The organism is Sphingorhabdus sp. EL138 (assembly GCF_945882965.1).
Lineage (GTDB): Bacteria > Pseudomonadota > Alphaproteobacteria > Sphingomonadales > Sphingomonadaceae > Sphingorhabdus_B.
On the sequence record NZ_CAMCWY010000001.1, the window covers coordinates 142,332 to 167,342 of the forward strand.

General features: G+C 56.5%; 25 protein-coding genes. 23 read left to right on the forward strand and 2 right to left on the reverse strand.

Going from position 1 to position 25,011, the window contains the following annotated elements; all coding sequences use genetic code 11:
* The first annotated feature begins 7 nt into the window (after positions 1–7).
* The 5 genes from Q0N43_RS00815 (at position 8) to tatC (ending at position 2,852) form a co-directional block, all read left to right on the forward strand.
* The gene (locus tag Q0N43_RS00815; RefSeq protein ID WP_295441224.1) at positions 8–790 is read left to right on the forward strand and encodes a ScpA family protein; all 783 of its coding nucleotides are present in this window, start codon (positions 8–10) and stop codon (positions 788–790) included.
* The gene (gene scpB, locus Q0N43_RS00820) at positions 787–1,392 is read left to right on the forward strand and encodes an SMC-Scp complex subunit ScpB (RefSeq protein WP_295441084.1); all 606 of its coding nucleotides are present in this window, start codon (positions 787–789) and stop codon (positions 1,390–1,392) included. Before Q0N43_RS00815 ends, scpB begins: the two co-directional genes overlap by 4 nt.
* 64 nt (positions 1,393–1,456) lie before the next feature.
* Positions 1,457–1,678, forward strand: a complete 222-nt coding sequence (locus Q0N43_RS00825; protein WP_295441086.1) for a twin-arginine translocase TatA/TatE family subunit — start codon at positions 1,457–1,459, stop codon at positions 1,676–1,678.
* A 47-nt stretch (positions 1,679–1,725) separates the two neighbouring features.
* A complete protein-coding gene (tatB, locus tag Q0N43_RS00830) occupies positions 1,726–2,088 on the forward strand; it encodes a Sec-independent protein translocase protein TatB (protein ID WP_295441088.1) in 363 nt (120 codons plus the stop codon).
* Positions 2,085–2,852, forward strand: a complete 768-nt coding sequence (tatC, locus tag Q0N43_RS00835) for a twin-arginine translocase subunit TatC (protein WP_295441091.1) — start codon at positions 2,085–2,087, stop codon at positions 2,850–2,852. The genes tatB and tatC overlap by 4 nt, the downstream gene beginning before the upstream one ends.
* 321 nt (positions 2,853–3,173) lie before the next feature.
* Here tatC and Q0N43_RS00840 read toward each other — a convergent pair whose 3' ends face one another.
* Together Q0N43_RS00840 and Q0N43_RS00845 are read right to left on the reverse strand one after the other, a co-directional pair.
* The gene (locus tag Q0N43_RS00840) at positions 3,174–3,296 is read right to left on the reverse strand and encodes an entericidin A/B family lipoprotein (RefSeq protein ID WP_295441093.1); all 123 of its coding nucleotides are present in this window, start codon (positions 3,294–3,296) and stop codon (positions 3,174–3,176) included.
* Positions 3,297–3,429: 133 nt separating this feature from the next.
* The gene (locus Q0N43_RS00845) at positions 3,430–5,562 is read right to left on the reverse strand and encodes a TonB-dependent receptor (RefSeq protein WP_295441097.1); all 2,133 of its coding nucleotides are present in this window, start codon (positions 5,560–5,562) and stop codon (positions 3,430–3,432) included.
* A gap of 174 nt (positions 5,563–5,736) precedes the next feature.
* Here Q0N43_RS00845 and Q0N43_RS00850 point away from each other — a divergent pair, with 174 nt between their 5' ends.
* From Q0N43_RS00850 to ftsA, 18 genes are all read left to right on the forward strand, one after another.
* The gene (locus tag Q0N43_RS00850; RefSeq protein ID WP_295441100.1) at positions 5,737–6,729 is read left to right on the forward strand and encodes a cysteine synthase A; all 993 of its coding nucleotides are present in this window, start codon (positions 5,737–5,739) and stop codon (positions 6,727–6,729) included.
* A gap of 30 nt (positions 6,730–6,759) precedes the next feature.
* Positions 6,760–7,047 carry a hypothetical protein gene (locus tag Q0N43_RS00855; RefSeq protein WP_295441102.1) on the forward strand — a complete coding sequence of 96 codons (288 nt, stop codon included), beginning with the start codon at positions 6,760–6,762 and terminating at the stop codon, positions 7,045–7,047.
* Between the two features lie 10 nt (positions 7,048–7,057).
* The gene (locus Q0N43_RS00860) at positions 7,058–7,888 is read left to right on the forward strand and encodes a hypothetical protein (protein WP_295441105.1); all 831 of its coding nucleotides are present in this window, start codon (positions 7,058–7,060) and stop codon (positions 7,886–7,888) included.
* A 310-nt stretch (positions 7,889–8,198) separates the two neighbouring features.
* A complete protein-coding gene (locus Q0N43_RS00865; protein WP_295441108.1) occupies positions 8,199–8,687 on the forward strand; it encodes a hypothetical protein in 489 nt (162 codons plus the stop codon).
* Positions 8,684–9,640, forward strand: a complete 957-nt coding sequence (rsmH, locus tag Q0N43_RS00870) for a 16S rRNA (cytosine(1402)-N(4))-methyltransferase RsmH (protein ID WP_295441111.1) — start codon at positions 8,684–8,686, stop codon at positions 9,638–9,640. The genes Q0N43_RS00865 and rsmH overlap by 4 nt, the downstream gene beginning before the upstream one ends.
* Positions 9,641–9,648: 8 nt before the next feature.
* Positions 9,649–10,230: a hypothetical protein gene (locus Q0N43_RS00875; RefSeq protein WP_295441114.1), complete on the forward strand. Its 582-nt coding sequence runs from the start codon at positions 9,649–9,651 to the stop codon at positions 10,228–10,230.
* Entirely contained in the window at positions 10,230–11,966 is a 1,737-nt protein-coding gene (locus tag Q0N43_RS00880; RefSeq protein ID WP_295441116.1) for a penicillin-binding protein 2, read from the forward strand. The genes Q0N43_RS00875 and Q0N43_RS00880 overlap by 1 nt, the downstream gene beginning before the upstream one ends.
* Before the next feature lie 32 nt (positions 11,967–11,998).
* Complete coding sequence (locus Q0N43_RS00885; protein WP_295441227.1) at positions 11,999–13,393, forward strand: UDP-N-acetylmuramoyl-L-alanyl-D-glutamate--2,6-diaminopimelate ligase; 1,395 nt, start codon at positions 11,999–12,001, stop codon at positions 13,391–13,393.
* Entirely contained in the window at positions 13,390–14,778 is a 1,389-nt protein-coding gene (gene murF / locus Q0N43_RS00890) for a UDP-N-acetylmuramoyl-tripeptide--D-alanyl-D-alanine ligase (protein WP_295441119.1), read from the forward strand. The genes Q0N43_RS00885 and murF overlap by 4 nt, the downstream gene beginning before the upstream one ends.
* Complete coding sequence (mraY, locus tag Q0N43_RS00895; protein WP_295441128.1) at positions 14,778–15,848, forward strand: phospho-N-acetylmuramoyl-pentapeptide-transferase; 1,071 nt, start codon at positions 14,778–14,780, stop codon at positions 15,846–15,848. Before murF ends, mraY begins: the two co-directional genes overlap by 1 nt.
* A complete protein-coding gene (gene murD / locus Q0N43_RS00900; protein ID WP_295441129.1) occupies positions 15,845–17,134 on the forward strand; it encodes a UDP-N-acetylmuramoyl-L-alanine--D-glutamate ligase in 1,290 nt (429 codons plus the stop codon). The genes mraY and murD overlap by 4 nt, the downstream gene beginning before the upstream one ends.
* Entirely contained in the window at positions 17,131–18,351 is a 1,221-nt protein-coding gene (locus Q0N43_RS00905; RefSeq protein WP_295441131.1) for a putative peptidoglycan glycosyltransferase FtsW, read from the forward strand. Before murD ends, Q0N43_RS00905 begins: the two co-directional genes overlap by 4 nt.
* A complete protein-coding gene (gene murG, locus Q0N43_RS00910) occupies positions 18,348–19,529 on the forward strand; it encodes an undecaprenyldiphospho-muramoylpentapeptide beta-N-acetylglucosaminyltransferase (protein ID WP_295441133.1) in 1,182 nt (393 codons plus the stop codon). Before Q0N43_RS00905 ends, murG begins: the two co-directional genes overlap by 4 nt.
* Positions 19,526–20,944, forward strand: a complete 1,419-nt coding sequence (gene murC, locus Q0N43_RS00915; protein ID WP_295441135.1) for a UDP-N-acetylmuramate--L-alanine ligase — start codon at positions 19,526–19,528, stop codon at positions 20,942–20,944. The genes murG and murC overlap by 4 nt, the downstream gene beginning before the upstream one ends.
* Positions 20,941–21,840, forward strand: coding sequence for a UDP-N-acetylmuramate dehydrogenase (gene murB, locus Q0N43_RS00920; protein ID WP_295441136.1), 900 nt, complete (start codon positions 20,941–20,943; stop codon positions 21,838–21,840). The genes murC and murB overlap by 4 nt, the downstream gene beginning before the upstream one ends.
* The gene (locus Q0N43_RS00925; protein ID WP_295441138.1) at positions 21,827–22,774 is read left to right on the forward strand and encodes a D-alanine--D-alanine ligase; all 948 of its coding nucleotides are present in this window, start codon (positions 21,827–21,829) and stop codon (positions 22,772–22,774) included. The genes murB and Q0N43_RS00925 overlap by 14 nt, the downstream gene beginning before the upstream one ends.
* Positions 22,774–23,706, forward strand: a complete 933-nt coding sequence (locus Q0N43_RS00930) for a cell division protein FtsQ/DivIB (RefSeq protein ID WP_295441140.1) — start codon at positions 22,774–22,776, stop codon at positions 23,704–23,706. The genes Q0N43_RS00925 and Q0N43_RS00930 overlap by 1 nt, the downstream gene beginning before the upstream one ends.
* Positions 23,703–24,968 (forward strand): cell division protein FtsA, encoded by a 1,266-nt coding sequence (gene ftsA / locus Q0N43_RS00935; RefSeq protein ID WP_295441142.1) that lies wholly within the window; start codon positions 23,703–23,705, stop codon positions 24,966–24,968. The genes Q0N43_RS00930 and ftsA overlap by 4 nt, the downstream gene beginning before the upstream one ends.
* Positions 24,969–25,011 lie beyond the last annotated feature (43 nt).

The following is a 25,011-nucleotide window of genomic DNA, read 5'->3' on the forward strand; positions in this document are numbered from 1 at the left end:
GGCACCAATGCTCTTTGACGCAGAGGGCGCCCTTCGCGACGAGAGCGCTACCAGTGTCGAATTTGGCCCCGATGTGCTGACCATCGATATTGACGGCTGGGAAGGACCGTTGGACCTATTGCTCACGCTCGCCCGCAATCAAAAGGTCGATTTGCGGCAATTGTCTATTCTTGCCTTGGTCGAACAATATCTGATATTCATTGATCAGGCACGCGCGCTTAAGCTTGAGATCGCTGCCGATTATCTGGTGATGGCCGCTTGGTTGGCCTATCTCAAATCGGCATTATTGCTGCCGAAGGATCCGACGATTGACCCATCGCCGGAGGAGCTTGCATTGCGCTTACAATTGCGGCTGGAGCGGCTGAACGCCATGCGTGAGAGCGGCGCGCGGTTGATGGCGCGCGACCGGATTGGCCGCGACGTGTTCTTGCGCGGCACACCCGAAGGGTTGCGCGTGGTCAAAGCGCGAGCGTGGGAATGCGATTATTTTGAGCTAATCACCGCTTATGGCCAAATCAACGCGCGCACCGCGCCTGCCATGCACATCGTCAAAAAACGCCAGGTCATGACGTTGGAGCAAGCGTTGGAGCGCGTATCGGCCATGATTGGCCGCGCGATTGACTGGACCGCGATACATGCGTTTTTGCCGCCAACGACGGACCCGGCCTTGCGTAAATCAGCCTTAGCCTCCAGCTTTGTCGCGGCCTTGGAGCTTGCCAAACGTGGACTCGCCGATTTGCAGCAAGAGGCGACCTTTGCGCCATTGATGGTGCGGAAAAAGGTAAGATGATCGAAACCGACCCCGACCTGCGCGCGGTGGAGGCGACCTTGTTCGCCAGCGACCATCCGATGACCGTTGAACAGATTCGGATCTACGTCGGCGACAGCGTCGATGTTGCGGCGGCGCTTACGCATCTATCTGAACATTATCAAGGCCGCGGCATTGAACTCGTCCGGCGCGGTAAGACCTGGCATTTTCAAACCGCCGCTGACCTTGCGCATTTGCTGCGCCGCGAACGAGAGGAAAGCCACAAGCTCAGCCGCGCTGCGGTCGAAACCTTGGCAATCATCGCTTATCATGAACCCGTCAGCCGCGCCGAAATTGAGGCCATTCGCGGCGTGCAGATTTCAAAGGGCACGCTCGATGTCTTGATGGAGGCTGGATGGGTGCGCCCTGCTGGCCGCCGCGAAGTGCCGGGGCGGCCCCTAATTTACGCGACGACGCCCGGCTTCCTGACGCATTTCGGGCTGACCAGCCGCAAGGATCTGCCGGGGATTGCGGACCTGAAAGCCGCCGGTTTGCTTGACCCGATTGATAGCGCAATGGGCGATATGCTATTTACCGGCGAAGAAAGTGACGCCGAACTGGCAATTGACGAAAACAATGCCTAAATAGGTGAAGGACATGCAACATAGGGTTCGCAACATCCGGGGTGCGCCCCGTTAGGAGTTTGAAATGGGTGGTTTTAGCATCTGGCACTGGCTGATTGTTGGCATTTTGGTGTTGCTCTTGTTTGGCAAGGGCCGTTTTTCCGACATGATGGGCGACGTCGCCAAAGGCATTAAAAGCTTTAAAAAGGGTATGAGCGAAGAGGACGAGGCGCCTAAGGCTCCGCCGCAGATTAGCGCAAATACGGTCGTTGACGCTGAAAAGCAGACTGACAAGAATCAAGGCTAAGCCATTGACAGTGCTGGATCATTCACCCTCGATGCCGGGGGACTGACGTGTTTGACATCGCGTCGTCCGAACTGTTGCTTGTCGTCCTTGTGGCGCTTTTGGTCATCGGGCCAAAGGATTTGCCAAAGGCTTTGCGCGTTGTCGGCAAATGGGTGGGCAAGGCGCGCGGTGTCGCGGCGCATTTCCGGTCGGGCTTTGACGAAATGGTGCGCCAGTCCGAAATTGAAGAGCTTGAGAAAAAATGGAAGGCCGAAAATGAGCGTATCATGGCTGCGCACCCGGCCGATCCTCGCGCAGACGTTGTCGGTGATGACCCTGATACGCATATAGCAGAAACGCCGGTCGACACTTCGCCCGCCGACACCCCGCCGATCGACACTCCGCCCACCGAAATGGCGGCCAAGACATGAACGAAATCGACGACAGCAAAATGCCCTTGCTTGATCATTTGATTGAGCTGCGCAGCCGTCTGCTCTGGAGCTTTTTGGCGCTTGCCATTGCCTTTGGTATGAGCCTCTATTTCGCGCGACAGATCTTCGGCTTTCTCGTGCAACCCTTGCTCGCGTCGGGGCAAACCAAACTGATTTACACCGCGATATTCGAGGCATTTTTTGTCGAGATTAAGGTTGCGTTTTTTGCCGCCACCTTCTTCTCTTTCCCGGTGTTCGCAACCCAATTGTGGCGCTTCGTTGCGCCAGGCTTGTACAGCAAAGAGAAACGCGCATTTCTGCCATTCTTGCTCGCAACGCCTGTGTTGTTTATCACGGGCGCGTCGATGGCATATTATATGGCGATCCCGGTCGCGCTGGAATATTTGCTTGGCTTTGGCGGCACTGTCGGCGGTGTCGAGCAAGAGGCGCTTCCGGGCGTCGATAATTACTTAAGTTTCGTGATGAAGTTCATCTTCGGCTTTGGCATTTCGTTTCTGCTACCGGTCTTGCTGATGTTGTTGGAGCGGGCAGGGATTGTGACGCTGGAACAGCTTAGGAGCTCGCGGCGCTATGCCATTGTCGGTGCCTTCGCCATCGCTGCCGTCCTCACGCCGCCCGATGTCGTGTCGCAATTGCTGCTCGCGATCCCCTTGTGCATATTGTACGAGCTTGCCCTGATTGCGATCTGGTTCACCCGCCGCCGCCGTAATAAGGCTGAGGCCACCGAAGAGGCCGTGTTGTAGGTTTGACCGCGCTGCCGTCACCCTCTGTCCTTTGTCTTCCGGCCATCTCTTCATCCCCCACGTCACCCTGAACTTGTTTCAGGGTCCATTTATCCGTTCTAGCTCTGGGCGTGCTGCACGATGGACCCTGGAACGACAGTCACCGAAGGTGAAACAAGTTCAGGGTGACGGGTATTAGATAAAGGAGGGCGCTCCTGCCCGTTCATGTCGAGCCCTTCGTGCGGCTCAGTGTTCGAGACACCCCTAAAGCACGCGCCCGACCCAAACCAAAAGGGCCAGAGGTTCCCCTCCGGCCCTCACGTTACGCCATCAAACCAGTTGTCAGATTGCGCGATCGCCCGCTTCGCCGACGGACTCAATGTCTTCGCCCACGCCCTTGACGGTGTTGCAGGCCGCTGCCAGCAATGCGGCTGAGAGCAGGATGATCGTTGCAATTTTGCGCATGATATTCTCCAAGATCTTGGCCCAAAAATAAGGCCTAGCAGGCTAACCCGGTGATCGCGCGAAGGTTCCGTTTTTCTAGCGCGCGATAGCCGGATTAGCACCTTGGGGGTGTTACATGAACAATATCGGATGATCAGAAGCTCAAGCGCGCCGTCACCCGGAAATCACGACCGGTCAAAGGCACGAAATCCTTGGTAAAGGACGCGGCACGACGGGCGGTTAGGTCGAAAATATTGTTCGCCGACGCAATCAGCGCAATGTTACGACCCCGCCCGAACGGCCGCCAGGTTGCCGAAGCATTGACCAAAGTGAAACCGTCCGTTGGCGTCTCAAATGCGGCGGTCTTTGTCTGATCGTCGCTCCATTCGACCTCACCGCGCAGGTCAAAGCTTGCATTGGTCAACTCAACACCGCCCAGCAAACGCAAGGGCGGGATACGCGGGACATTGCCGCCACCAGACGAGATTTTGGCGCGTGTATAATCCGCAACGCCATCAACCGAAAGATTTGAACTGCCAAAGCTGGCGAGGCGCTTGGACGCCTGAAATTCTACACCCCAAACCTTGGCGTCATTCTGAAAATATTGGAACACCGGCAAATCATCTTCGATGTCGCCAGTGTCAGCTTCATAAATGAAATTGTCGAAGCGGTTGGTGTATAGCGTTGCGCTGAACGCGGTTCCCGGCGTGTCATAACGCGCATAGAGCTCGCCATTCCAAGCGCGCTCGCTTTTCATATCAGGGTCGCCTATTTCAAAGGCCTGCGTTGCGATATGCGGTCCGTTGGAGAATAATTCCTCCACCGCTGGCGCGCGGCCCGTCCGCGAAATATTCGCGCCGATCTTCAAATCACCAATATTGTAACCAACGCCCAAAGCAGCAGAGACATTCTGGAATGACCGCGTGATGCCCAGCGTATCGGCGCGCAGTTCGGCGGCGTCGAACCGCACAGCGACTTCGGCGTCCAGATTGCCTTTGGTATATTCCTGCAAGGTGAACAGGCCATATTGGCGCGTTTTGTTGGGCGGGACGAAGGCTTCTGCACCAATCGCTTCGAAATCGCGGATTTGATATTGGATGCCGCTGGCCCCGCGCCAGCCGTTGCGGTCATTTTGCACCAACTCGGCCCGCGCCTCGATACCCTGACTGTTAAAGACGGTGCCGACTTCGTCGCCTTCAAATTCGGTATGGGTATAATCGGCATAGCCCGCGCGCAGGCGCAGTTTGTCGAACAAGCCCTCGCCTAAATTAAGCTCGCCGCGAAAGTCGAGGCGATATTGCCGCAAGCCAATGGTGACGGCTGCTTCCTCTGCGGTTTCTGCGGCGGCATGGGCATGCGATGTGCCGGGGCGGGCAGGTATGCCGTAATTGGTGTCATATATACTATAAGACACGCCAAGATTGCCATTATCGTCGATAAACGCAATGCCACCGCCAGCGGTCCAGCTTTTCACTGCGCTATTGGGAATGCGTCCGCGCTGATCCGCCAACTCGCGTGCTTCGGCTGCTTCTTCCAGATTGCCTTCGCTGGTTTCCTCTGCCGCGAATTCGAGCACCTCACCGCGTAAATTAGGGGACAAGACATAGCCGCCGGTTCGCAGATCATCGCTGTTGCGGTAACTGCCGTCGAGATGGACGATGACCCGGTCTGTGATCGGCATATCAATCGACGCGCCGCCGGACCAGTCGCGCGCTGCGCTGCCATATCCGGCCAGCGCATCAATGTGAATGTCTTCGTCCGGGATGGAACGCGGGATTCGCTTGTCGAGCGCGTTGACCGCGCCGCCCACGGCCTGACCGCCGAACAACAGGACGGCTGGCCCACGCAACACTTCAATCCGTTCAACCGTCAAGGTGTCGATAGTAACCGCATGGTCCGCCGAAGTGTTGGACGCGTCGATATTGCCGATACCGTCCGTTAAAACAGCGACGCGGTTTCCTTGATAACCGCGCAGCACGGGCCGCGATGCGCCGGGGGAGAAGCTCGTCGCCGAAACGCCGGGCAGGCTGGTTAAGATATCGCCCAATTGCGCGCGCGTTTTTTCGGCGAGCACCTCGCCCGAAATCGCAGACGTGCCGGAAAGAATATCGAGGCGTTCAACAAATGGCGCGGTGACGACGATGTCGTCGGACCCGTGAAAGTCGTCGGACTGAATACTGGCTTCGGTCGAAGCTGAATCACTCTGCTGCGCATAAGCGGGTGCTGCCGAAGGCAGCGATAATGCGGAAAGGCTTGCGGATATCGTAAGAAGCGCGGCGGTTTTCATAACAGAACGTCATCCATAAGAGCGAGGGTTAGAACCACATGTTACGCGTAATGATATAATATAACAACACCTGAAATGCATTTTGCGACAATATCCGCATTTGGCCTGCATATTGTCGCGCCAGCGCTCAGACCGTCTTGCGATTGGTCCTGAACGCGCCTAGCTGTCTGGGATATGAAAACGCTTGGCTCAACACTTGATTTGATTGGCAACACGCCGCTTGTCCGCCTGAAAGGGCCAAGCGCGGAAGCCGGATGCGATATTTTTGGCAAATGCGAATATGTGAACCCCGGTGCATCGGTAAAGGATCGCGCCGCGCTTTACATCGTCCGCGATGCCGAACGGCAGGGGCTATTAAAGCCCGGCGGGATAATCGTCGAGGGCACGGCTGGTAACACGGGCATTGGCCTTGCTTTGGTGTGCAATGCACTTGGGTATAAGACGATCATCGTCATGCCCGAAACGCAGAGTCAGGAGAAAAAGGACACGCTGCGCGCTTTGGGTGCAGAGCTCGTGCTTGTGCCAGCGGCCCCTTATGCCAACCCGGGGCATTTCGTGCACACATCACGCCGGCTGGCGGAGGAGACCGAAAATGCGGTTTGGGCAAACCAGTTCGACAATATCGCCAACCGCCGCGCGCATATTGAAACCACGGCCGAAGAAATCTGGACGCAGATGGATGGCAAGATTGACGGCTTCACCTGCGCGGCTGGCACGGGCGGGACGATCGCTGGCGTCGGGCTTGGGCTAAAGGCAAAGGATGAGGGCGTCACCATCGCTCTGGCCGATCCGCATGGTGCGGCGCTTTATAATTATTATGCGCATGGCGAATTAAGTGCCGAAGGCAGCTCGGTTGCTGAAGGCATTGGGCAGGGGCGCATCACCGCCAATCTCGACGGCGCGCCCATTGATACGCAATTCCGCATTTCTGATGAAGAGGGCCTTGTCTGGGTCCGGCGGCTTTTGGCGGAGGAGGGGCTTTGCCTTGGGCTGTCTTCGGGGATCAACGTGGCAGGTGCCATTGCGCTGGCAAAGCATTTGGGGCCGGGTAAGCGTATCGTGACGATATTATGTGATACCGGCTTCCGATATTTGTCCACCATTTATAACCCGGCGTGGATGCGCAGCAAAAACCTTCCGGTAATGCCGTGGCAGCAAGACAGCTAAAAGCCATATTGAGGTTTAAGGAGGACGCACATGGTCGAACAAAAGCAATCCGCAATTCAGCGTATTCAGGTAGGGCTGGTTGGGCTCGTCGTCGTGCTCTTGTTCGTGACATTGGCCAATATGGTCCTTGACCGGGTGAGCGACGGGCCACAAACAGGCGGCGCGCCTGAATCTGCGCCCCTGATAACGGATAAGGACGCAACGCCGGATGAACCGCTGGCGGAGTTGGGCGTTACACCGGTGGCTAAGGAGACGGACGCCGAAAGAGCCGCCAAGGATGCAGCGCAAACGCGGCGTTCATCCGCGCCCGCACAATAATAATTGTTTTGTGATTGATAGATGGGTCCAGTTCGGCGGCAGAAAGTGGCTGCTTATCGCTGTGTTGGCGGCATGTACGTTTTCGCTTTTGCTCGCTGGCTTTGTCACTATGCGCCCAACGGACAGCCGGCCAAAGCCGGCATTAGGACTGATGACTTCGCTGCCGCTGGTCTGGAGCGAGGGGGGCATTGAGGCGGATTTGGCCAAGGACGCCACCGCGCATCCCGCCTTTACCCGTCTGAGCGCGCATTTTGACATCACGCCCATCGACGATGTGGCGGCTTGGGTGCCAAAGCCTAACCACATGCTTCTGCTTGCGCAGCCGCGGGCCTTTGCACCACGCGAACTGGTCTGGATCGACAATTGGGTCCGGCAAGGTGGCCTTGTGTTGATACTTGCGGACCCCGCTTTGCAATGGGGAAGTCTTTACCCCTTGGGCGATAAACGGCGTCCTTTGTTTACGTCGATGCTGTCGCCCTTGTTGGCGCATTGGGGGGTGGAGCTGGTTTTGCCGTTGGAGGACGAGGAGCCTACTTCCATGCGCAAGATTGGCGTGTTCAATATCCGAACGGTAACACCCGGGGAGTGGTTGCCCAAAGAGGGCACAGCTAAAAACCGCTGCGCAATATTGGCGAAAGGCCTGTTGGCGGATTGCCGGATGGGCAAAGGGCGCGCTGTGCTTGTGGCCGATGCCGATTTTCTCGATGATGCCTTTTGGGAAGGACGGGGGATGCGGATCCTCACCGGCAAGGATGAATTTGCCAATATGGCCCTGTTGCAAGCGCTTTTGGCAGCTCTGCACGACAATAAGGGACTGGACGGGGATTTTGTGGGAAAATGAAGGACGATGGGGGAAATGGTGCCGATATTGTCGGCAAAGCTCTCGATTTTGGCGCTTTTGGTGCCATAAAATCGCGTCCATTATGCAACCTATATTTGGAGCGATGTATAAAAAGTAACGGAATTTAAGCGTTTTCACCAAAAATTAAATAATTTTCCACAAAATCCCTCTTTTCATCCATGAAATCCCTTGCTATGCACAGTCATCAAGGGGTGGATTCCTGATTCTATCGGTCGTTACGGCGTCCGCATGGCGATATGTTTCGCCATGATTAGAGGTCTGCGCCCTTTATTCGAGGGGTGTACGGTTAGTGTCAGCGTTGGTCGTCTATGCAGGTTCGGGGGTGTCAAATGTCGACGCCAAAGGCCGCACGACCATTCCTGCGGAACTGCGCGACAGCGTCCAACAATCCAGCGGCAGCAACAGCGTGTGTATATCGCGCCATTCCACTTTGCCTTGCCTAATCGGCTTTGGCGGCTCCGAACGCCTTAAGCTGCGCGCCGATATCGAGGCGCAATGGCAAAGTGCCGTTAATCGCGGTACCGAATTTGACCGCGAAATCGCAGGTGTTTCAGCATCTTCCATTTTCGAGACTGCTTTTGAAGCCAGTGGCCGCTTTGTGCTGTCGCCGATGCTCAAGCATTTCGGTCGTATTGAAGATCGCGCCTTCTTTTTTGGTGCAACAACACATTTCATGCTGTGGAACCCCGACGTCTTCCTGACAGAGGCGCCTGCAGCATTTAATCCCGTTAAGGATGAGCTGAATTATTGGCTGTCCCAGGCAAGGCGCGACAAATGAGCGCGCCAGCCCCCCATATTCCAGTCTTACTGGATGAAGTAATTCACTCTCTTGCCATCACCCCTGGCGCTGAGATCGTGGATGGTACCTTCGGTGCAGGTGGATACAGTCAGGCGATACTGGCTGGCGGTGCGCGCGTTTACGCGTTCGACCGCGATCCCGATGCCCTTAAAGAAGGTGCCGACCTTGCAGGCCGCAACGAAGGCGCTCTGCGTCTTTACGCGGCCTGCTTTTCTATTATGGACAATGTCTTGATGGCCGACGACATTTCGTCGGTCGATGGCGTTGTATTGGATATCGGCGTTTCGTCGATGCAGCTTGATCGCGCTGAGCGTGGCTTTTCTTTTCAAAAAGATGGCCCGCTTGATATGCGCATGGGTCAGGACGGCATGACCGCGGCGGACTTTGTCAACGAGGCCGAAGAAGTTGATATTGCAGATATTATTTACCGTTATGGCGAAGAGCATCGCTCACGCCGCATTGCGCGTTCGATTGTTGCTGCGCGGCCCATAGAAACCACCGCGCAATTGGCCGCCATTGTCCGCAAGGCCGTTGGTCACAAGCCCGGCGCGCCGAAAGATCCTGCTACCCGCGCCTTTCAAGCCATTCGCATTCATGTAAACCGCGAGTTGGACGAGCTGACCGACGGCCTTGAGGCTGCCGAACGCATGTTGAAGCCAGGTGGCCGCTTGGCAGTCGTCACCTTCCACAGTCTTGAAGACCGCATCGTCAAGCAATTTTTGCGTCGCCGTAGCGGCGCAGAAGCCGCAGGGTCGCGCCATGTGCCATCCGTTGGCAGCGACGGTCCGGCCCCCACCTTTGATAAAGCGGACAAGGCAGTCCGGCCATCGGACGCTGAACTGGCCCGTAATCCACGGTCACGGTCGGCAACCTTACGTTCCGCAACTCGGACACACGCCGCCGCATGGGCAACAGGAGGACTTGCAGCATGAGTCTCGCTATGAAAAAACTCCAGAATCTCGGCTGGTTGGCTTTGGTTTTCATGGTTGCCATTCTGTTGTACCCATTGTCGCTCAATGTTGCCGCGACGCATGGCGATCTTGTGTCGGTTGATCGCGAAATTCTTGAAACAAAGCGGGAAATCAGCTTTCTTCAAGCGGAAATCCGGACGCGCGCCAGCCTTCAGCAGCTGGAGGAATGGAATGAGCTTTTGTACGGTTATCAGCCACCATCGGCGCAGCAATTCGTCAACGGTGAAGCTGCACTTGCAGAACTGACCGGAGATCTGCAGCAGACGAAACCAGTGATGATGGCATCTGCGGATATCGACGTTGCGCCAAGCGCCAACCAAGCGAATCCTGCGCCAACGATTGAGGCTGTGGTGAAAAAGTCGACTGCGATTGCAACGGCTGTTGCAGCGCCGATTTTCGCCGAGCCGGTAAAGCGCGTCGCGCCAAAGCCCTTAGCGCCAAAGGTTGAACAGACCCGGACCGAGCGACTTGCGCGTATGGACGAAACGCTATTGTCCGATGATCTGTTACGGGACATTTCCGCTAAGTCCGCGAACGAACGCCGCCGGTAATGAATCCGCATATCGCCCGCACAACCACTCGGAAAAGCGGCGTCAACCCGCCACCATTTGCGGCGCACGGGTTTTGGCGGATGCTTATCCTATTGCTGGCATTTGGCATGTTTGTGGTGCTGTTGATTGGCCGCCTTACCACCTTGGCATTATTTGAAAGCACGCGGGCATATGGTGCAACGAGCACTGAATATGTGCCTGAGCGGGGTGACATTGTGGACCGCAACGGCGTTCCTTTGGCGCGCAGCATCTATGGCTATGCGATTTGGGTAAAGCCTGAAGATATTCTGGGCGATCGTAAGCAATTGGCAAGCCAATTGGCAGAAATCTTCCCGGACACACCAGCTTCTGAATTTTATGCCAAATTGACTGCAGACAAGCCCGGCTATCTGCGGAAACGCGCGCTGCCAGAGCAAGTTCGGCAGGTGCACAGCCTTGGCGAAGTCGCCATTGAGTTCCCGCGTGAGGCCACGCGATTATATCCGCAGCATGATATGGCGGCGCATGTCTTGGGTTTTGTGAATCGCGACGGCAAAGGCGCGATGGGCATGGAGCGAGTCATGAATGACTATCTGCGTGACCCGTCAAAGCGTTCCGCGCCGTTGAACCTTGCGTTGGATGTCCGTGTGCAAGCCGCACTTGAAAGCGAGCTTGCATCCGGCATGGCTGCAACCACTGCCAAGGGTGCGGCGGGCGTGATCCTGGATGTGCAAACGGGCGAAGTCATCGCCATGGCCACCCTGCCATCATTCAACCCGAACCGGCCATCTTTTGCCAACATCCCCGACCTTGGGCAAAATATAGTCGATGGCCGCTACCCGATTTCGCGGCAGACTAATAATGTTACGAACCGCGTTTATGAGCTGGGTTCCACCTTCAAGCCATTGACGGTTGCAGCGGCGATGGACGCGGGCACGGTGCGTGATCTTTCGGTGCGCTATGACGCGACAAAGCCGCTTCAGGTTGGCCAGTTCAAAATTCGGGATTCGCATCCGTCTGAACGTTGGCTCAATGCCCCAGAATCACTGATTCACAGTTCGAATATCGTGACAGCGCAAATTGCGGATAATTTGGGTGCCGCCCGCATGGACGCGATGCTGCGCACGATGCATTTCAACGCGCGGCCAGACATTGAACTCGCCGAAAAAGCGATGCCGCTCTATCCCAAAAAATGGGATCGCCTGAAAAACATGACCGTTGGCTATGGCCATGGCATTGCCGTTACGCCGTTGCATTTGGCGAGCGCTTATGCCGCGATGGTCAATGGCGGTATCTATCGGCCGGCCACGATGTTCAAGGCAAAGCCCGAGGCAAAAATCCCCGGCAAACGCGTGTTCAAAGCTGCAACCAGCGCGCGGATGCGTCAGATGATGCGCATGATTGTGGGCGACGGCACAGGCAATCAAGCCGACGCATTGGGCTATCGCGTCGGCGGAAAAACCGGCTCGGCGGAAAAACCCAGTGTTGGTGGGTATAGCCGCAATCTTGTGGTCGCAACCTTCGCTGCGGCATTTCCTATGGACAATCCGCGTTATATTGTGATTGCGATGCTCGATGAACCAAAGGGTACCGATGCATCAAGTTTTCAGCGCACGGCGGGCTATACCGCCGCGCCAGTTGTCCGCAAAACGGTCACGCGCATTGGTCCATTATTGGGAATTATTCCGGATATGAAACGCGAAGTTGATGTATCAGAGCTAAAGCCTTTACTGTGGAAGGCGAAGGGAGAGCAATAGTGAAGCTCGGGCAATTGGTAAGCGGTGCCGACATGGCATCTGCCGACAAAATAGTGACCGGCTTTGCCATCGACCATAGGAAGATTGCGCCAGGCACCGTTTTTGGTGCGTTTGAAGGCGCTGCGTTTAACGGCGAAGATTTTATCGACGATGCGATTGCCGCTGGTGCCATTGCCGTTGTCGCACGTCCCGAAGCGTTGGTGCGCGGCGCGATGCATGTTGCCGAAGCCAACCCGCGCCGCGCTTTCGCGCATCTTGCGGCAAAATTCTTCCGACCTTTTCCAGACCATGTTGCTGCTGTCACCGGAACCAATGGTAAGACATCGACCGCAGAACTGACGCGGCAGCTTTGGCGGATGGCGGGGCATAATGCGGCGTCGATTGGCACTTTGGGTATCACCACAGCGTCGGATCAGGCCAAGACCGGACTGACTACACCCGACATCGTAACCTTCCTGTCCAATTTGTCAGGGCTAGCACGCGAAGGCGTCAGCCATGCGATATTCGAGGCATCAAGCCACGGCCTGTCCCAATATCGCAGCGAAGGCGTTCCGGTTTCGGTTGCAGCCTTTACCAATTTAAGCCGCGATCATCTTGATTATCACGGGACCATGGAAGCGTATTTTGAAGCCAAGATGCGGTTGTTTGACGAAGTCGTCGACGAAAGCGGCTGCGCCGTCATTTGGGCCGACGATGTCTGGTCCGACCAAGCGATTGCCCGCGCGCGCAAACGGGAACTCCGCCTGATTACGGTCGGCGAAAAGGGCAAGGGCATCCAATTATTGTCGCGCCAACCCACGCAGCTTGGGCAGACCCTTGAACTGCGTATTCAGGGCGATGTGCACAAATTGAAGTTGCCGCTGATTGGCGCGTATCAGGCCGCTAATGCTTTGGTTGCGGCAGGCGTGGTAATGGCAAGCGGTGGAGAGGTCGAAAGCCTGCTGTCGCATCTGGCGCGGTTGCAACCCGTGCGCGGACGTTTGGAACGCGCGGTGATTACCAAAAGCGGCGCGCCCGTTTACGTTGATTATGCGCATACAGCTGATGGCTTGCGCGCGGCAATCGCGGCCTTGCGTCCCCATACCAAGGGCAAGCTCATCACCGTATTTGGTGCTGGCGGCGACCGGGATACGGGCAAACGTCCGGAAATGGGCGCGGTGGCCGTGGCGGATTCCGACATTGTGATTGTCACTGACGACAACCCAAGAAGCGAAGATCCCTCGCTCATCCGTGCGGATGTCATGGCAGGTGCAAAGGGCGCGCATGAAATTGGCGATAGGCGTTACGCCATTGCCTTTGCCATCGAACATGCCGAGCCGGACGACATTGTCTTGATCGCGGGCAAGGGGCATGAACAGGGACAGATCATCATGGGCCGTGTTTTGCCCTTTGACGATGTCGAAGTCGCACGGGAATGCGCGGTATGAACTTATTGTGGACCTTTGACGAACTGCTGGCGGCGACGGGCGGTATAGCGTCGGGGCATTTTGATGCCACTGGCGTTGCCTTTGACTCGCGTGAAATCGGCACAGGCGACTTGTTTCTGGCGTTGAAAGGCGCAGAGACTGACGGGCATTTGTTCGTCGACACGGCATTTGCCAATGGCGCAGCGGGCGCAATTGTGTCGCAGCCAGTGCCGCACCCGCACATCCTTGTTACCGATACGATGCAGGCGTTGGAGGCATTGGGCCATGCGTCGCGCGCGCGGACCAAGGCAAAGATTATTGGCGTGACTGGCTCTGCGGGTAAAACAGGGACGAAGGAGGCGTTGTTTGCCGCGTTGGACCGATGTTCACGCGGCCGCGCGCACCGTTCGGTGAAAAGCTACAACAACCATGTCGGCGTGCCCTTAAGCCTGGCGCGGATGCCCGCAGATTGCGATTTTGGCATCTTCGAAATGGGTATGAACCATGCAGGCGAAATGCGCGCGTTGAGCCATATTGTCCGCCCTGATGTTGCCATCATCACCACCATCGCCCCTGCGCATATTGAATTTTTCAAGGATGAAAGCGGCATTGCCGATGCCAAGGCGGAGATATTCGAAGGCTTAGTCGAAGGCGGCACGGCGATCCTGCCCGCAGACAATGTGCATTATCCGCGTTTGCGCGCTGCGGCAGAACATTACACCAAAACGATATTGTCCTTTGGTTTCAGCCCCGACGCGGATGTTCGTGTTATCGACCATCTCAACACGGCCCAAAATGGCACGCTGATCACAGCAAAAGTGTGCGACGCGATGTTGTCCTTCAATTTGTCGCAACCCGGTCCGCATTGGATTGCCAACAGCATGGCTGTATTGGCGGCTGTGCTCGCCGCGGGCGGTGATCTGGCGTCTGCGGGTCTGGCGATGGCCGAAATGGACGGCCTATCCGGACGCGGCGCGCGGCATGATGTGGCGATTGCTGGCGGCAATGTGCATGTGATCGATGAAAGCTACAACGCCAACCCAGCGTCCATGGCGGCAACAATTGGCCAGTTGGGACTGTCGAGCGGCGGACGGCGTATAGCTGTTTTAGGTTCGATGAAGGAATTGGGCGACAAGGGTGATCATTATCACCGCGCGCTTGCCGTGCCCTTGGCCGCCGCAAAGGTGGATTTTGCGATCCTTGTCGGTAAAGAGATGGAAATTCTCGCCGAAGAGTTGAAAGCAGGGGTTGAGGGACCGAGGGAATTCGCGCATTGCGCGACCGCGCAGGAGGCACTTGGCGTCTTGCAACAATATCTTTGCGCATCAGACACGGTTTTGGTCAAAGGTTCCAATAGTATGGGACTCTCCAATATCGTGAACGCGCTGACGGGTGGGAAAAACTGATGCTATATGTTTTGGCCGAATATCTTGGATTTCCGGGTATTTTCAACCTTATCCGCTATCTCAGCTTCCGGTCTGGCGCGGCGATTGCAACCGCATTAATCATTGGCCTGCTGATTGGACCACGCTTTATCAGCATGCTGCGCGTGCGTCAGGGCAAGGGGCAACCCATTCGCAGTCTCGGGCCACAATCGCATCTGGCCAAGGTCGGTACGCCAACGATGGGCGGGCTTATGATGTTGGTGTCGATCGGTATTTCGATGCTTTTGTGGATGGACCTGACAAACATATATGTATGGGCCTGTTTATTGGTGACGGCTGGCTTTGGCATGGTCGGTTTTCTCGACGATTATGACAAGGTCAAGAAACGCAGCCACAAGGGCGTGTCCGGCAAAGTCCGGTTGTTGTGGGAATTTGCCATTGCCGGTGTCGCGGTATCGTTGATCGTCTGGCAATCGGGCGGCAATTTATATCTGCCCTTCGTCAACGGTCCCGTTATCGACTTGGGCTGGTGGTATGTGCCTTTTGGCGCGTTTGTGATCGTATCCTTTGGCAATGCTGTGAACTTGACCGACGGCCTTGATGGGCTTGCGACCATGCCCGTCATCATTGCCTCTATTGCATTTATGTTGATCGTCTACATGGTCGGCAACGCCAAATATGCCGAATATCTCGGTATTCCCTTCTTTTTGGGGGCAGGGGACTTGGCCATGTTGTGCGGCGCGATTGTGGGCGCTGGCCTTGCCTTTTTGTGGTTCAACGCGCCGCCCGCAGCGGTGTTCATGGGCGACACTGGAAGCCTTGCCTTGGGCGGCACGCTTGGCGCAATTGCGGTTGTCGCGCATCATGAATTTGTGCTCGTCATCATCGGCGGGCTTTTTGTGCTGGAAGCGCTTTCTGTTATAATTCAGGTGTTTTGGTTCAAGCGCACGGGCAAGCGCATTTTTCGCATGGCACCGATCCACCACCATTTTGAGCAGCTTGGCTGGTCCGAGCCAACCGTTGTCATCCGTTTCTGGATTGTGGCTTTCGTATTGGCACTTGCAGGGCTATCAACCCTCAAACTCAGATGATCACTACCCCTGCCTTTAAAGACCGAAAGTTCGCAATATTGGGACTTGCGCGCTCCGGCCTTTCGACTGCACGCGCGCTTGTCGCGGGCGGGGCCGAAGTTTTGGCATGGGACAATGACGAAGGGGCGCGCTTTAAGGTTGCGGATATCGCGACGATTGCCGATCCGTTGCTGGGCGACTTGACGGGCTATGAGGCGATTGTCGTTTCGCCCGGCGTTCCCATCAACCGCCACCCTATCGCGGATAAGGCAAAGGCGGCAGGAATCCCGTTGATTGGCGATATAGAATTGTTCGCGATGGCGCGGCCGAACCTGCCGCCGCATCGTGTCGTGGGAATTACAGGGACCAATGGCAAATCCACCACGACGGCATTGGTGCATCATGTGCTGGAGAGCGCGTTAATTCCGGTCTGCATGGGGGGCAATATTGGCTTGCCAATATTATCGCAAGTGCCGTTGCCCGCAGGCGGCGTTTATGTGCTTGAGCTTTCAAGCTACCAAATTGACATCACGCATAGCCTTGCTTGCGATGCCGCTGCGCTCATTAACCTCTCACCAGATCATCTCGACCGCTATGATGGTTATGACGGCTATATGGCGTCGAAAGCGCGGCTGTTTGAAATGCAGACGGGCCAAGAGTTTTCTGTGTTTGGTAAAGGCGACGCTGATACCGAACGCGTTTACACGCAAGTGCTTGCGCGGCGTGGGACGGAATATGTGCATCTCGCCAATCCGCAATCGGTAACTGGTCAGGCCGAATGGCCTTCGCTTCAAGGACCCCATAATTTGCAGAATATCGCGGTGGCCATTGCCATCGTCGAATCGCTTGGCGTGACTGAGGCCCAATGGCGGCCAGCGATGCGCAGCTTCAAAGGGCTTGCCCATCGGATGGAAGTTGTTGCCGAACGTAATGGCATATTGTTCATCAACGACAGCAAGGCAACGAATGCGGCGTCCACTGCGCCCGCCTTGGCCGCGTATCCGCGCGTGCATTGGATCGTTGGCGGATTGCCAAAAACCGACAATCTTGACGAATGCATCCCTAATTTCGGCCATGTTGTAAAGGCTTACACCATTGGCGAAGCCGGTCCGTTGTTCCATGCATTATTGTCGCCGCACATGCCTGTGGAACGCAGCGAGATGATGGGCGCGGCGGTGCATTCAGCAGCAGCCCAAGCACAGCCGGGCGACGTTATCATGCTCTCGCCCGCGTGCGCGTCCTTTGACCAGTTCAAAGACTTTGAAGCCCGCGGCGATGCGTTCCGCGCGATTGTGGAAGCATTATGAGGGATCCAAAAGAGGCTCCCTGGGTGCTTGCGGCTAAAACCGGCAAAATCGGCTTTGCCAACCGCTTGGGCCGTGGCGACCGTTCGCCCTTGGGCGTGTGGTTTTGGGAACTTGATCGCGTATTGTTATCGCTGATGATGGTGTTGATCGCCATTGGGTTGCTTGCCGTTGCCGCTGCGTCTCCAGCGGGTGCGCAGCGGCTGTCGTCTTCAACGACGCAGCTTTCTTCGCTCTATTTCTTTTATCGGCAGTTGATGTGGGTCTTGGTTGGTGTCCCGCTCATGCTTCTTGTGTCGATGTATCCGCGCGCACAGGCGCAGCGCTTTGCGGTCTACGGTTTTTGCGTCTTTTTTGTTCTGCTTGCTTTGGTGCCCCTATTGGGACGCGAGGTGAATGGGTCACAAAGATGGATTGGCGCTGGTTTTGCAGGGCTTCAGCCGTCTGAGTTTCTGAAGCCCTTTTACGCGGTCATGATGGCGTGGATTATTAGCTGGCGGTTAAAAGACCCAAGCTTACCCGTTCTTATTCTTACCAGCATCGCCACTGGCTGTGTGTGTTTTTTCCTGTTGCTTCAACCGGACCTTGGGCAAACTATCTTGTTCATGGGGACGTGGTTTGCTCTGATGATGGTCGCTGGCGTGCCTGCAGGCCGGCTTTGGTTCCTCGTGATCAGCGGCGTATTGTTCATCCTCCTCGCCTACAACTTCTACCCCGTCGCAACCCAGCGGATCGACGCGTGGATTTTTGGTACAGAGGGGCTGACGCATGACAAGATGGCGCTGGCGACCTTAACTAACGGGGGCTTCATTGGCCTTGGCCCCGGGCTTGGCGTGAAGAAATACTCGCTGCCTGAGGGGCATACCGATTATATCTTCTCGGTCATCGGCGAAGAATTCGGCCTTTTGGCCTGCATGGTCATTGCCCTTTTATACTTCGCGATTCTGGTCCGCATCATCATCCGCCTGTTGGATGAGAAGGACCAGTTTGTGGTCATGGCGGTCACGGGCCTTGGCGCACAATTTTGCGGACAGGCGATGATTAATATTGCCGTGAATTTGGGCGTTTTCCCATCAAAGGGGATGACTTTGCCCTTCATCAGCTATGGCGGATCGTCTATTTTAGCGCTCTCGATTACCTGCGGCCTGATACTCGCATTGACGAAGCGAAACCCATATCTTGACCGGTCGCTTTATATGGTGAAGGGACACAGGCCATGACCATTACTCGGCATTATGTGTTGGCCGCTGGCGGAACTGGAGGGCATTTGATTCCTGCCTTTGCGCTGGGGCAGGAGCTGATCAATCGAGGCCATCATGTGGCGCTGATTACGGACGAGCGCGGGGCGAAAATTCCGGGCTGCCCTGATAAGATCGCCACGCATATCTTGCCTGCTGGACGTATTACCAAAAATCCGGCGAGCTGGCTTCGGGGCATAAAGGCAATTGCAGAGGGCCGCGCTATGGCGCGCCGCCTGTACGAAAATTTTGCACCCAGCGCCGTAGTCGGCTTTGGCGGTTATCCCGCGTTTCCCGCATTGCTGGGTGCCTTTGCCGAGAAGATACCGGCGATTATTCATGAACAAAATGCCGTGCTTGGCCGCGTGAATCGTTTCACCGCGCGGCAAGTGAATGCCATCGCCACTTCTTATCCCGATGTGCTCCGCCTGTCGCCGCGTCATGCCAGCAAGGTGCATCTGGTCGGCAACCCGGTCCGCGAAGAGGTGCTTGATTTGCGCGACCAGCCTTATCCAATGCTATTGGCCGATGGCATATTCCGCGTGTTGGTGACCGGCGGAAGCCAGGGCGCGACGGTGCTTTCCGATGTTGTGCCTGATGGCTTGTCGATGTTGCCGCTTAGTTTACGGCAGCTTTTGCAGGTTACGCAGCAATGCCGCGCTGAGGATATTGACGCGGTGCGGTCCGCTTATGCCACCCATGACATTCCAGCTGAGCTGGCGACCTATATGCCTGACTTGCCGCAACGACTTGGCTGGGCGCATATGGTGATATCGCGGGCCGGGGCATCGACGATTGCAGAGCTGACATGCGCTGGACGGCCTGCGATCCTCGTTCCGCTGCCCAGCGCGACCGACGATCATCAAAGCTATAACGTTAAGGAAATGGTCCACGCAGGCGGCGCGCGCGCAATCGCGCAACCCGCCTTCACGGCGGTTGAACTCGCCAAGCAAATCCAGAAGATAGCGTTGGAACCCGGTGCGCTGGAAAATGCAGCGAAGGCCGCCAAAAGCTGCGGCCGACCAAATGCGGTTGCCGATCTTGCCGACCTGGTTGAATCCTTTGGTCGCGCCCCAATCATGCATGGCATTAAATCGCAACCCCAACCCAGTGGCGCTTTCAGCCCATCGCCCGCACTTGCTAAAGAGAATGCGGCATGAGAGGCGTTCCAACCGATATCGGCATTGTGCATTTCGTCGGTATTGGCGGCATCGGCATGTCGGGCATTGCGGAGGTCATGCACAATTTGGGTTACCGCGTGCAAGGCAGCGACATCGCCGACAGCTATGTCCTCGATGGCCTGCGCCAACGCGGTATCAAGGTGATGATTGGCCATAGCGCCGAAAATCTGGGCGAGGCAGCGGTGGTCGTGACCTCGACTGCCGTAAAGGCGGGCAATCCTGAACGCGACGCCGCTTTGGAACGGCGCATACCCTTGGTTCGGCGGGCCGAAATGCTGGCCGAATTGATGCGGTTGAAGAACACGGTCGCTGTGGCTGGTACACATGGCAAGACGACGACGACATCTATGATTGCTGCGATGCTTGACCATGGCGGCATTGATCCGACGGTCATCAACGGCGGTATCATCAACAGCTACGGTTCCAACGCGCGCCTTGGTGCAAGCGACTGGATGGTAGTTGAGGCGGACGAAAGCGACGGCAGCTTCCTGCGGCTTGATGGCACGATTGCGGTGGTAACCAACATCGATCCTGAACATCTTGACCATTATGGCGGCTTTGACGCGATCAAAAACGCATTTGTCGAGTTCGTCGAAAACGTGCCATTTTACGGCGCGGCGATCATGTGTCTCGACCATCCCGAAGTGCAGGCGATTTTGCCTAAGATTCGCGACCGCCGGATCATTACCTATGGCTTTTCGGCGCAGGCCGACATTCGCGGTGAAAATGTTACCCCGCACCCCGGCGGGAACAGCTTCGACGTCGTTATTCGCGCCCGCGACGGGTCGCAACGGACGATAACGGGCATCGACCTTCCCATGCCCGGCCGCCACAATGTGCAAAATGCGCTGGCTGCTATCGCGGTTGGCCTTGAAATGGGGATGAGCGATGCGGCCGTTGCCCATGGCTTTGACAAATTCGGCGGGGTTAAACGGCGCTTTACTAAGGTCGGCGAAATAGCCCTTGCTGATGGGTCGGTCACGATAATCGACGATTATGGCCACCATCCCGTCGAAATCCGCGCCGTGCTCTCTGCTGCCCGCGAAGGCGCGCAGGGTCGTGTGATTGCCGTGGCACAGCCGCACCGATTCACGCGATTGCGCGACCATATGGATGATTTCCAACAGGCGTTTAATGATGCTGACATGGTATTCATATCGCCAGTCTACGCCGCAGGTGAGGGTCCGATAGACGGCATAGATGCAGACGCGCTGGTGCGTGGCATTAAGGCGCGTGGGCATCCTTCCGCCGTGACCGTGGCGGACGCAAGCGACTTGGCGCGCAAGCTAGCTGAGGTGTTGCAGCACCATGATATTGTCGTGTGTTTAGGCGCTGGCGACATCACCAAATGGGCCGCTGGCCTCGCCGACGCCATAAAGGCAGCGCGTGCATGACGACGCAGATTTTGCCGCATGTAGAAGGTCGCTTGACCCAAGACGCACCGTTGGCGCCGTTGGTCTGGTTCAAATCAGGCGGCTGCGCGGAGATATTGTTTGAACCAAAGGACGTTGCCGACCTGCAATCGTTTTTGCGCGAACTTGACTCCAGCACGCCTGTCATGGCGCTTGGTTTGGGTTCGAACCTCATCGTCCGCGATGGTGGTGTCAGGGGCGTTGTCATCCGTTTGGGTAAGGCCTTTGCCAAGGTCACTTGCACAGATGCGGTGACGCTGGCGTGTGGCGCGGGTGCGTCAGGCATATTGGTTTCATCCACCGCGCGCGACAAGGGCATCGCTGGCTTAGAATTTTTGCGCTCAATCCCCGGCACGGTCGGCGGCTTTGTCCGTATGAATGGGGGCGCTTATGGCGGCGAGGTGAAAGACATATTGCTTAATTGCGATGTAGTGATACGCGACGGAACGCTGGCGACCTTGTCGGTGGAAGATTTGCATTATTGCTATCGGCATTCCGAACTGCCCGATGGCGCAATTGTTGTGGCCGCGCGCTTTCAGGGGCATCCGGGCGAACCTGAAGCAATCCAAGCCGAGATGGACCGGATTAGCGCATCGCGCGAAGCATCGCAGCCGCTGCGCTCCAAAACGGGCGGTTCTACCTTTAGGAACCCTGATGGACATAAGGCGTGGCAACTCGTCGATGCGGCTGGCTGCCGTGGGCTTCAGATTGGCGGCGCGCAGGTGTCCGAAAAACATACCAATTTCTTGATAAATACCGGCGATGCGAGCAGCGCAGATATTGAGGCGCTTGGCGAGGAAGTCCGTGCCCGCGTCATGGCGCAGTCTGGCGTGGAACTAATATGGGAAATTCAGCGCGTGGGTGATGAAAATGAGTAAGCAAATGCACGTCGTGGTGTTGATGGGCGGATGGTCGAACGAACGGCCTGTGTCCTTGATGAGCGGCAATAATGTAGCTGATGCGCTTGAAAAGCTTGGCTATCAGGTCAGCCGCGTCGACATGGACCGCAATGTGGCACAAGTCCTTGCGGGCCTTCGCCCCGATGTTGTGTTCAACGCCTTGCACGGGGTTCCGGGCGAAGATGGGTCGGTGCAGGGCATGCTGGACCTAATGGGCATAGCGTACACGCATAGCGGCATGGTGACCTCAGTCATCGCCATTGACAAGGAACTGACGAAACAGTGCCTCGTACCCGACGGAATCCCGATGCCAAAGGGCACGATGGTCGACAGCGAAAGCCTATATGCGGCTGACCCGCTGCCGCGCCCTTATGTCCTGAAACCTTTAAACGAGGGCAGCTCGGTCGGGGTGGCAATCGTCACAGAAGGCAGCAATTACGGCAACCCGATTGGGCGCGACGCCAAAGGGCCGTGGCAGGAATTTGACCGGTTGCTGGCTGAACCCTTCATTAAGGGCCGCGAGTTGACCGTGGCCGTGCTGGGCGACAAAGCGTTGTGCGTAACCGAGTTGAAGCCCAAGAGCGGCTTTTACGATTTTGATGCGAAATATACAGACGGGCTGACGGAACATATCTGCCCTGCGGAAATTCCTGCGGATATTGCCCAATATATGTTGGACACGGCCCTGCGCGCGCACCAATTGCTTGGCTGCAAGGGCGCCTCTCGCACCGATTTTCGTTGGGATGACGAAGCAGGCATGGACGGCGTTTTCGTTCTCGAAATCAATACCCAGCCTGGCATGACTCCGTTGAGCCTTGTGCCCGAACAAGCGCGTTATGTCGGGATTAGCTACGAACAGCTTGTGGACATCATCGTTAAAGAGGCGCTGATTGTTAAAGGGGCAGTGGCATAATGGCTGGTGCCGCACGCAAAGCGCCTGCAAAACGCAAGGCAAAAAGCCCAGGCTCACGGCAAAAGGTGCTGCAAGCTTCGCGTGTCGATATGTTGCTGCGCATGCTGCCTTTGACCGAACAGGAGGTGCAGCGCATTGTTACCTGGATCATATTGGCGGCGCTCACGCTACTTGCCTTGGTCGCTGCGCAATATGCCGGGCTGCTGGCAGCCGGTTACCAACAATATACCGCGCTTGCCGCCAAGGCTGGCTTTCAGGTGCAGCGCGTCGAGGTCACGGGCATGGAACGGGTGGACCAATTAAAAGTCTATCAGTTGGTGTTCGCCGAAAAAGATCGTGCGATGCCTTTGGTGGATATCGACAAGGTACGCGCGGACCTGCTGCAATATGGGTGGATTAAGGACGCACGTATTGCGCGGCGCTTGCCCGATACGCTGGCGGTAGAGATCATTGAACGCAAGCCAGCGGCGCTATGGCAACGGGACGGGAAATACTCGCTGATCGACGCGAACGGGATCGTCCTGGCAAATGTCCGCGCGGGTGCGGGCGGCGAGTTACCGACGTTGAACGGCAGGCAAGCCAATGCACATATCGTCGCCTTAAACGCCTTGCTCGACAAAGCTTCGGCTTTGAAATCGCACGTTTCAGGCGCAACTTGGATAGGTAACCGTCGCTGGGACTTGCAGTTCCAGACGGGCGAAACGCTGGCTTTACCAGAGGGTGAGGCGGAAGCGGCTAAAGCACTGCTGAACTTTGCACGCTTGGATGGTGTCCACCGTTTGCTTGGCCGCGACCTCATCCATTTTGACCTGCGCGACCCCGATCGCGCCTATTTCCGCAAAGCACCAAAGGCACAGCCTGATCAAGTGGAAAATAACGATGACACCGAAAGTAACGAAATCACGATAACAAACAATGGACTAACGGCATGAAGACGACGCGTGCCGAACGGCTGATTTCGGCGATTGATATCGGTTCATCCAAAGTGTCCGCGTTAATCGCACGGCAAACCGAAAATGGCGATCTGCTGGTGCTGGGCACGGGTCAGCGCGAAAGTCGCGGTGTGACCCGTGGCTGTATTGCGGACATCGAACAGGCCGAACTGTCTGTCCGCCACGCGGTGGAGCAAGCCGAACGCATTGCTGGCCTTAACATTGACAGAGCTTGGGTCGGCATGTCGTCGGGCGGGCTCGATAGCATGTTGGCGCCCGTTGAAATTGAACTGGGCGGCGACCGCATCACGCAAGACGATGTCGACGAACTGTTGCAGGCCGGACGCGCTAATATCCAGACGGGCGGCAAAATTGCGCTGCATATTCAACCGACGCTATATTCGCTCGATGGTGTTGGCGGTGTGACAAATCCGGTTGGGTTGCACGCAGATAGGCTTGGCGTGGACGTGCATGTCGTCCTTGCCGACCCGTCACCCGTCCGCAACATGGATATGACGGTGCGCTCCGCGCATCTGGATGTTGATTCGCTTGTTGTCGGACCAGTTGCAACAGGTCTTGCCTGTTTGACGGACGAAGAGCGTGAGCTTGGCGTTGCGCTTGTCGAATTTGGGGCAGCAGTCACCAACGTGTCGGTATTCATTGGTGGCATGCTGGTCGGACTTGAAACCATTCAAAAAGGCGGCTCGGACATCACCGACGATATCGCGTCGGTCTTTGGTATTCGCCGGGCGCAAGCGGAGCGGCTGAAATGTTTTCATGGTTCGGCATTGACCAGCCCACGCGACCATCAGGATGTGCTTGATATCGGCCCGGACGAAAATGGCGTTGAACACGGCAATCAAGCGCCACGCATCACCAAGGCGCAGTTGAACGCGGTCGTGTGCCAGCGCGTTGACGGAATTGTGACTGAAGTTGCGCGCGCTTTGAAAACGCTGGGCTTTACAGGGCCGTCCGGGCATCAGGTTGTCCTGACCGGCGGCGGCGCAGAATTAAAGGGTGCAGCCGAACATATGCAGAGCGCATTAGGCCGCACTGTCCGCATCGGGCGTCCCACCGGGCTTATCAGCATTCCCGACGCGCATTCCGGGCCGGCATTCTCAACGCTTGTCGGGTTGATTCATTATGCGGCATCGGAGCGGATCGAACTGCAATCGGGCTATGATTTGCGCACCGAACATTTGGGCGGATCGATGCCAAGTTTGATTGAACGGCTAAAACGGGCCGTTCGTGAGAACTTCTGACAGAAACCTGTGCAAAAAGGGTAATTTTCTGGTGTGCGCATTA